Here is an 8,645-nt window from a genome sequence, read left to right as displayed (position 1 = left end):
GCGGCCGCGACAACCGCCTGGCCGACACCGGCGGCTGGACCACCACCATGGGCCCCCACGGCAGAACCCACTGGACCCCACCACCCCTGCTCGACGTCGGCCAACCCCGAACCAACCACTACCACCACCCCACGCTCTACCCGACCGAAGGTGAGGACGCCGATGGCGAAAGTGACAGGCCCGCAAGCTAATCGGGCACCTCGCCACGGCATCCCATGCCGCGTCGGCAGTGCCGCACGCGCCGCGGCGCTACGGGCCGAAAAAGAGCCACCACGCCCGAGAGCCGCCGACGCCTACATCGACGTCGACGCCGAGCCTCAACCGCGCCTAGGAGTTGCCCTTGTCACCGCGAACCGACCGGCTGCCGTGGCCCAGCTTCGAGCTACGCGAAGGCGACGCCCCCGCTTTACCGGCGCCCTTCGGAACGCCCGCCTGCGATCCAGCATCCTGGCCGCCGACATTCCGATCCTGGGACTGGCTGGCAGCCGTCACCGGCCTGTGCGGCACCGCCTGTCGTGCCGTCGACTTGAGCTGCCCCGCCACGTCGTCACCGGTCGCATCCGGAGTCGCCACCCCGCCCTTCGGTGTGCGCGACGTCGGCAAGGCCCGGCCCTTATGGGTCGCCTTGGGAGATCGCGTCACCGGGTCGGAGACAGTCACGGTGGGCGCGAGGGGCCCGGTCGACACGGCTGCAGTCGGCGTGGGCGTCGCCGAGACGGGTGCCGGCACCGCCGAGAACGGCAACAAGTTGAGGATCGGGGCAGCGATGGAGTTGAAAATCGTGAGCGGCACACCCACGACCAAGCCGTACAGGATGACGCCGAAGAAGACGAACGGGCCGAAGATCGCGGCCAACTGGGGCGTACTGACCAGCGGCTGGGCCAACGTCAGGAACGCCGTCGACAGCGCGGACACGATCGCCTGCTCGATGACGGCGACGGCGCCGGCCGGCTGCGGAGCGGGTAGGGCCGTCGCCGCCAGAGGCATTGGCGCCGTGCTGGATCCCGCCACAGATGTTGGCACCGTGCCAGATCCAGTCGTCGGTGTTATCGCGGCTACAGCACCAAAGCTGCGATCGGCCCCGGCCCGCCCTGCGGTCGCCACAAAGTCGGCGTGGGTGGCCAGGAAGTGGTCCAGCGCGGCCCATTGCGCCGCGAGCAATATATTCGACGTATTCACAGCCACTACCCGGACGGCACTGGCGACATGCGAATCACGCACCGGCGGGGCCGCGCCCACAAAGCCGATCACCACGACTGCGGCCGTGGCCACCGCGACACCGACGTTCAGACGAGCCACACCGTTCAGGCGAGCCACACAACGAGAGCCGGTGTTGACCATTGCGCACCCCTTCCACGAAGGAGCGTCAGAACCGCGGCAGCACCAACGCTCACCGCCGATAATTATCTCGCACGTCAATACGGATGGGCATCAGCCATCTGACGGAGATTCCGGGGCGCGCGGCTGAATTCAGTCAGTCGCGGAAGTCAGCCAGTCACTGCAGCCAGGCAGCCAGCGGCCTCACTTTGCCAACAGCTCGGCGTGCATATCCTCCAGCGCAACACCTTTGGTCTCGCGAACCCACTTGGCGACGAACACCAGCGACAGGAACGCGCACAGCGCGTAGAAGCCGTATGCGACGCCGAGCATGCTGCGCAGTTCGGGGAAGGTGACGGTGATGGCCCAGTTGGCGACCCACTGGCCGGCCGCGGCCAGACCCAATGCCGCGGCCCGGATGCGGTTGGGGAACATCTCGCCCAGCAGCACCCACACCACCGGTCCCCACGACATGCCGAACGCGACCACGAACAGGTTCGCCGCGATGAGGGCAACGGGCCCCTCGACGCCGCTGAGCTGGGGCACCCCGTTCACCTGCGGGGCGGTACCGAAGATGACCGCCATGGTGGCCAGCGTCAGCGTCATGCCGGCCGAGCCGATGAGCAGCAGCGGCTTGCGGCCGATCTTGTCGATCAGCATGATCGCGATGACCGTCGTCAGGATGTTCACCACCGAGGTGATGACGGTGATCAGGAACGACGAGCTCTCGTCGAAACCGACAGCCTCCCACAGCACGTTCGAGTAGTAGAAGATCACGTTGATACCGACGAACTGCTGGAACACCGACAGCGCCAAACCGACCCAGACGATGCCGTAGAGGCTCAGCGGTCCGCCGCCGGGCTTGCACATGTCGCGCCACGTGGGCTTCTCTTCGGCTTCGAGCGTCTGCTGGATGCGACCGATCGTGATCTCGAGGTTCTTCTCCCCCAGCAACGTGGTGAGCACCTTGCGCGCTTCCGGAATCCGGTGTGTGGCAACCAGATAACGCGGCGACTCGGGAATGGTGAAGGCCAACAGACCGTACACGGTAGCGGGGACGGCCATCAGGATGAACATCCAGCGCCAGGCCTCCAGACCCAGCCACAGCATGTTGCTCGCGCCACCGGCCAGATGCGCCAGCAGCGCATCGACAGCCAGTGACAGAAAGATGCCGCTGACGATGGCCAACTGCTGCAACGACCCGAGCCGACCTCGAATGCTCGCCGGTGAGGTTTCGGCGATGTAGGCGGGCGCGATCACCGACGCGATGCCGACGCCGAGACCACCGACGACCCGGAACGCCACGAGCACCCAGATGTTCCACGCCAGCCCGGCACCGATCGCGCTGATCAGAAACAGCAGCGCAGCCAGCTTCATGACGGAGAGGCGGCCGATCCGGTCGGCCAGCCGTCCGGCCGTCACGGCGCCGACTGCCGCACCGAGCAGTGCCGAGGCGACGGCAATTCCCAGTGACTGGTCGTCGATCTCGAAGTACTGCTGGATGGACTTCACCGCACCGTTGATGACGGCGCTGTCATAGCCGAACAGCAGACCGCCGAGCGCCGCCACCGACGCTATGCGCACCGCACTGCGACCGGAGTCGAACTCCTCGTCATCGAAGATCGCCGTTGTGTCGTCACCGATCGGGCCATGGGACATCGGACGTCCTTTCGCAACGCTGCGTGGGGTGCGTCAACAATTGCACAGCAGGCCGCGCCACAGGACCAGAACCGGCGGCTACGAACACATTTCGGTGTAGATGTCACGCAGGTCCGCGACCCCGAGGCCGGCCAGCGACTCGATGTGCCGGCGGCGTGGCCCGTCGGGCACCTCGACATCGTTGGGGACGACGAGCACGACGCAACCCGCGGCATCGGCCGACTGCGCACCAGTCACCGAATCCTCGATGGCCAGGCAGTCCTCCGCCGCAACGCCGAGCAGTTCAGCGGCCCGCAGGTACGGCGCCGGGTGCGGCTTACCGTCGGGCACCTCGTCGCCACAGACCGTGACCGTGAAGTAATGGCTACCAATGGTTTTCAGTGCTTGTTCGGTCAAGGTGCGCCTGGTGTTGGTCACCAGCGCCAGCGGAATGTCGCTGGCGGCCAACGTCTCCAGCAACTCCTGCGCGCCCGGCCGCCAGGGCAGCCCCTGCTCGAACAGCTCACCGGTGTAGTCGTGCAGCCAGTCCGCGGACTCGGCCATGGACTCCGGCGTCGGGTCCAGGCCGAGGTCGTCGTAGACGATCCGCATGACGTTCTCCGCCGAGCCGCCCACCGTCGTCTCGCGCACGGCGTCGGTCAGCACCCCGCCCTTTTCGGCGTAAAAGGCATGCATCGCGACGTCCCACAGTTTTTCGGAGTCGACGAGCGTGCCGTCCATGTCGAACAGGACAGCTTTGAACATCTACTTCAGTCCTCCGGGTTGTAGCCGAGGTTGGGCGCGAGCCAGCGCTCGGCTTCCTTCAAGGTCCAGCCCTTGCGCCGCGCGTAGTCGGCGACCTGGTCCTGGGCCAAGCGGCCGACCACGAAGTACTGCGACTGCGGGTGCGAGAAGTACCAGCCGCTGACGGCGGCGCCGGGCCACATCGCCATCGACTCGGTGAGCTCGATGCCGGTCCGCTCGGTGACGTCGAGCAACGAGAACAGCGTCGTCTTCTCGGTGTGCTCGGGGCAGGCCGGGTAGCCGGGCGCCGGTCGGATGCCGACGTACTTCTCGCCGATGAGCGCCTCGTTGTCGAGCTGCTCATCGGGCCGGTATCCCCAGAACTCCTCGCGCACCCGCTGGTGCATCCGTTCGGCGAACGCCTCCGCCAGCCGGTCGGCGACCGACTCCAGCAGGATGGCGCTGTAGTCGTCGAGGGCGGCCTTGAACTCCATGATCTTGTCCTGGCTGCCGAGCCCCGCGGTGACCGCGAAGGCGCCGACGTAGTCGGCCAGACCCGTGTCCTTTGGCGCGATGAAGTCACCCAGCGACTTGTTGGGGATGCCATCGCGGTGCTCGCCCTGCTGACGCAGGTTGTGCAGTGTGGTGAGCACCTCGGTGCGGGTCTCGTCGGTGTAGACCTCGATGTCGTCGCCGACGGCGTTGGCCGGGAAGAAACCGATCACGCCGTTGGCGCGCAGCCACTTCTCCTTGATCAGGGTGTCGAGCATCTCCTGGGCGTCGTCGTACAACTTGCGGGCAGCCTCGCCCGACGCCGGGTTGTTGAGGATGTCGGGGAACTTGCCCTTCATCTCCCAGGCGTTGAAGAACGGCTGCCAGTCGATGTACTCGCGCAGCTCGGCCAGGTCGTAGTCGAGAAATTCTCGTACTCCCGTCCCGCCAGCGGGCACCGGCGGCGTGTAGCCGTCCCACTCGATGGGCGTGCGGTTGGCACGCGCCTTCTCGAGCGTCAGCATGGGCCGCTCGTTCTTCTGCGAGTGCCGTTCCCGAAGGGCCGCGTAGTCCTTCTCCGTGGCCTCCATCAGGGCCGGACGCTGCTTGTCGTCGAGCAGCGCCGCCGCGACGGGGACCGAGCGGGACGCGTCCTTGACCCAGACCACGGGACCGCTGCGGCGCGGCGAGATCTTCACGGCGGTGTGGGCGCGCGACGTCGTCGCGCCACCGATCAGCAGCGGAATCTCCAGGCCCTCGCGCTCCATCTCGACGGCGAAGTTCACCATCTCGTCGAGCGACGGCGTGATCAGGCCGGACAGGCCGATGATGTCGGCGTTGTGCGCCTTGGCGGCGTCCAGGATCTTCTGGGCCGGCACCATCACACCGAGGTCGATCACTTCGAAGTTGTTGCACTGCAGCACAACTCCGACGATGTTCTTGCCGATGTCGTGGACGTCGCCCTTGACGGTCGCCATCACGATGGTGCCGTTGGTGTCCTTCGCCGCTGCGGTTCCGTTCTGCTCTTTCTCCGCCTCGATGAACGGCAACAGGTACGCCACGGCTTTCTTCATCACGCGGGCCGATTTCACGACCTGGGGCAGGAACATCTTGCCGGCCCCGAACAGGTCGCCGACGACGTTCATGCCGTCCATCAGCGGGCCCTCGATCACCTCGATGGGCCGCCCGCCGGCGGCGGCGATCTCGGCGCGCAGTTCCTCGGTGTCGTCGTCGACGTGGGCGTCGATGCCCTTGACGAGGGCGTGCGTGATGCGCTCGCGGACCGGCAGGCTGCGCCACTGCGCCGCGACCGGGTCCTCTTCCTTGCCCTTGGTGTTGAACCGTTCGGCGATCTCCAGCAGCCGCTCGGCCGCGTCCTCCCGCCGGTTCAGCACGACGTCTTCGATGCGGTCCCGCAGCTCGGGGTCGATCTCGTCGTACGGCACCAGAGCGCCGGCGTTGACGATGCCCATGTCCAGGCCCGCCTTGATGGCGTGGAACAGGAACACCGCGTGGATTGCCTCGCGGACCGGATTGTTACCGCGGAACGAGAACGACACGTTCGAGATGCCGCCCGAGATGTGGACCCCGGGCAGGTTCTCCTTGATCCACGCGCAGGCCTCGATGAAGTCGATGCCGTAGGTCGCGTGCTCCTCGATACCGGTTGCCAGCGCGAAGCAGTTCGGGTCGAAGATGATGTCCTCGGCCGGGAAGCCGACCTCCTCGGTCAGAATCCGGTACGCGCGTCCACAAATCTCCTTGCGGCGCTCCAGGTTGTCGGCCTGGCCCTGCTCGTCGAAGGCCATCACGACGACGGCCGCGCCGTACTTACGGCACAGCCGCGCCTCGCGGATGAACTTCTCCTCGCCCTCCTTCATGGAGATCGAGTTGACGATCGGCTTGCCCTGCACGTTCTTCAGGCCCGCCTCGATGACCTCCCACTTGGAGGAGTCGATCATCACCGGCACGCGGCTGATGTCGGGCTCGGCCGCGATCAGCTTGGTGAAGCGGTCCATCGCGGCAACGCCGTCGATCATGCCCTCGTCCATGTTGATGTCGATGACCTGCGCACCGACCTCGACCTGCTGCAGCGCGACCGACAGCGCGGTGTCGTAGTCCTCGGCCTTGATGAGGTTGCGGAACCGGGCGGAACCGGTGATGTTGGTGCGCTCACCGATGTTCACGAAGAGGGAGTCTTCGGTGATGTTGAGCGGCTCGAGCCCTGACAGCCGGGTCGCCACCGGGATCTCCGGCAGCTCGCGGGGCGCCTTGCCCTCGACGACCTTGGCGATCTCGGCGATGTGCGGCGGCGCGGTGCCGCAGCACCCGCCGACCAGGTTGACCAGACCGGCCTCGGCGAACTCCTCGATGTAGCCGGCCTGACGCTCCGGGGACTCGTCATACTCGCCAAAAGCGTTGGGTAGACCCGCATTTGGGTAGCAGGAGACGAAGGTGTCGGCGATGCGCGCCACCTCGGCGATGTACGGCCGCATCTCGGGCGCGCCGAGGGCGCAGTTGAGGCCGACCGCGAGCGGCTTGGCGTGCCGGATCGCATTCCAGAACGCCTCGGTGACCTGACCGGACAACGTGCGGCCCGACGCGTCGGTGATGGTGCCGGAGATGATCAACGGCCAGCGACGGCCCCGTTCCTCGAACAGCGTCTCGACGGCGAACACCGCGGCCTTGGCGTTGAGCGAGTCGAAGATCGTCTCGATGATCAGGATGTCGGAGCCGCCGTCGACGAGGCCATTGGCGGCTTCGAGGTACGCGGCGACCAGCTGGTCGTAGGAGACGTTGCGGGCTCCCGGATCGTTGACGTCGGGCGAGATCGACGCGGTGCGCGTCGTCGGCCCGAGGGCGCCGGCGACGTAGCGCGGCTTCTCCGGGGTACTGAATTCGTCGGCGGCCTGACGGGCCAGGGCGGCGCCGGCGTAGTTCAGCTCGTAGGCGAATTCCTCCATGCCGTAGTCGGCGAGCGAGACCGCGTTCGCGTTGAACGTGTTGGTCTCGAGGATGTCGGCGCCCGCCTCGAGGTACTCGCGGTGGATGCCCTCGATGATGTGCGGCTGCGTCAGGGTGAGCAGATCGTTGTTGCCGACCAGATCGCTCGGCCAGTCCTTGAAGCGCTCGCCGCGGTAGCCGGCCTCGTCGGGCCGGTCACGCTGGATCGCCGTGCCCATCGCGCCGTCGATGACCATGATCCGCCGGCCCAGCGCAGCCGTGAGTTCATCGGTGCAGTCCGGGCGGATGTTCGGCACGAAGGTTTTCACCGGGGCGGCAGTCACATACGTTCCTTCCATTGCGGAAGGCGTCCTTAACTCTGCCGAGCGTGGCGGACACCGGAAACCCGGATCCGTTGCAACGCCTCTCGACGCCAAAGAGTCTACGTCGTCAGCTGACAGACGTTCGGACGCCCACGTTGGACAGTCGTTTGTCCAGTGCAGTCACCTCACCATGGTAGGTGGAGCCACCAAACCGGTTTGCCGGCCCGACCCGCCCAGGGGTAGCGCTCGCGGGCGCCGCGAAGGGCTTACGCTGGCGTTGTGAGCCCGTCCGACCGGCCCCTGCCCCAGGGACTTGACCTGCCCGAACTGCACGATGCCGTCGTCGTCGCGGCGTTCGAGGGGTGGAATGACGCCGGAGACGCCGCCAGTGACGCCCTCGAACACCTCGATGCCATGTGGGAGGCGCGGGCCCTCGTCGAGATCGACGATGAGAGCTACTACGACTACCAGGTGAATCGCCCCGTGATCCGCCAGGTCGACGGCGTCACCCGCGAGCTGGTGTGGCCGTCGATGAGCATCTCCCACTGCCGCCCACCGGGTTCCGACCGCGATGTGGTGCTGATGCACGGCGTCGAACCGAACATGCGCTGGCGCACCTTCTGCGCCGAGCTGCTGGCGATCCTGGACAAGCTGAACGTGCAGACCGTCGTCATCCTGGGCGCGCTGCTCGCCGACACGCCGCACACCCGTCCGGTGCCGGTGTCCGGTGCGGCGTACTCGGCCGACTCGGCCAAGTTCTTCGGGCTCGAAGAGACCCGCTACGAAGGCCCGACCGGTATCGCCGGGGTGTTCCAGGATGCCTGCGTGCAGGCCGGTATTCCGGCCGTCACGTTCTGGGCGGCAGTTCCCCACTACGTGTCACAGCCGCCCTGCCCCAAGGCCACCGTCGCGCTGCTGCGCCGGGTCGAGGACGCGCTGGACGTCGAGGTGCCGCTGGGCGACCTACCGGCGCAGGCCGAGGAGTGGGAACAGTCGGTCACCGAGATGACGGCCGACGACGAGGAGATCGCCGAGTACGTGCAGTCGCTCGAGGAACGCGGCGACGCCGAGGTCGACATGAACGAGGCGCTCGGCAAGATCGACGGCGACGCCCTGGCCGCGGAGTTCGAGCGGTACCTCAAGCGCCGCGGCCGGTAGCCCGGCCAAGGTCAACCCGCGAACAAGTCCCCT

At 66.9% G+C, this 8,645-nt stretch carries 5 protein-coding genes and 1 pseudogene; 2 read left to right on the top strand and 4 right to left on the bottom strand.

The window, feature by feature from the left end; translation table 11 throughout:
* Window positions 1-191, top strand: a pseudogene (locus tag VXD91_RS04920) (HNH endonuclease); the annotation flags it as partial.
* Between the two features lie 136 nt (window positions 192-327).
* On the opposite strand, the gene VXD91_RS04915 reads toward VXD91_RS04920, so the two are convergent.
* From VXD91_RS04915 to metH, 4 genes are all read right to left on the bottom strand, one after another.
* On the bottom strand, window positions 328-1,299 hold the full coding sequence (locus tag VXD91_RS04915) for a hypothetical protein (RefSeq protein WP_346414814.1): 972 nt from the start codon (window positions 1,297-1,299) through the stop codon (window positions 328-330).
* A gap of 222 nt (window positions 1,300-1,521) precedes the next feature.
* Complete coding sequence (locus VXD91_RS04910) at window positions 1,522-2,976, bottom strand: sugar porter family MFS transporter (protein WP_346414813.1); 1,455 nt, start codon at window positions 2,974-2,976, stop codon at window positions 1,522-1,524.
* A 78-nt stretch (window positions 2,977-3,054) separates the two neighbouring features.
* Window positions 3,055-3,720, bottom strand: coding sequence for an HAD family phosphatase (locus VXD91_RS04905; protein ID WP_346414812.1), 666 nt, complete (start codon window positions 3,718-3,720; stop codon window positions 3,055-3,057).
* Window positions 3,721-3,725: 5 nt separating this feature from the next.
* Window positions 3,726-7,490, bottom strand: coding sequence for a methionine synthase (gene metH, locus VXD91_RS04900; protein ID WP_346414810.1), 3,765 nt, complete (start codon window positions 7,488-7,490; stop codon window positions 3,726-3,728).
* Between the two features lie 264 nt (window positions 7,491-7,754).
* On the opposite strand from metH, the gene VXD91_RS04895 reads away from it, so the two are divergent.
* Window positions 7,755-8,612 carry a PAC2 family protein gene (locus tag VXD91_RS04895; protein ID WP_346414815.1) on the top strand — a complete coding sequence of 286 codons (858 nt, stop codon included), beginning with the start codon at window positions 7,755-7,757 and terminating at the stop codon, window positions 8,610-8,612.
* The last annotated feature ends 33 nt before the right edge of the window (window positions 8,613-8,645 follow it).

Origin of the sequence: Mycobacterium sp. SM3041 (assembly GCF_039668335.1) — a bacterium.
Lineage (GTDB): Bacteria > Actinomycetota > Actinomycetes > Mycobacteriales > Mycobacteriaceae > Mycobacterium.
The sequence above is the reverse complement of the archived record's forward strand: the minus strand, read 5'-3'. Positions and strand labels throughout refer to the sequence as shown.

Excerpts from the sequence above, each read along its gene's own strand:
- VXD91_RS04910 (WP_346414813.1), bottom strand. The coding sequence starts at position 2,976 with ATGTCCCATGGCCCGATCGGTGACGACACAACGGCGATCTTCGATGAC.
- VXD91_RS04905 (WP_346414812.1), bottom strand. The coding sequence starts at position 3,720 with ATGTTCAAAGCTGTCCTGTTCGACATGGACGGCACGCTCGTCGACTCC.
- metH (WP_346414810.1), bottom strand. The coding sequence starts at position 7,490 with ATGGAAGGAACGTATGTGACTGCCGCCCCGGTGAAAACCTTCGTGCCG.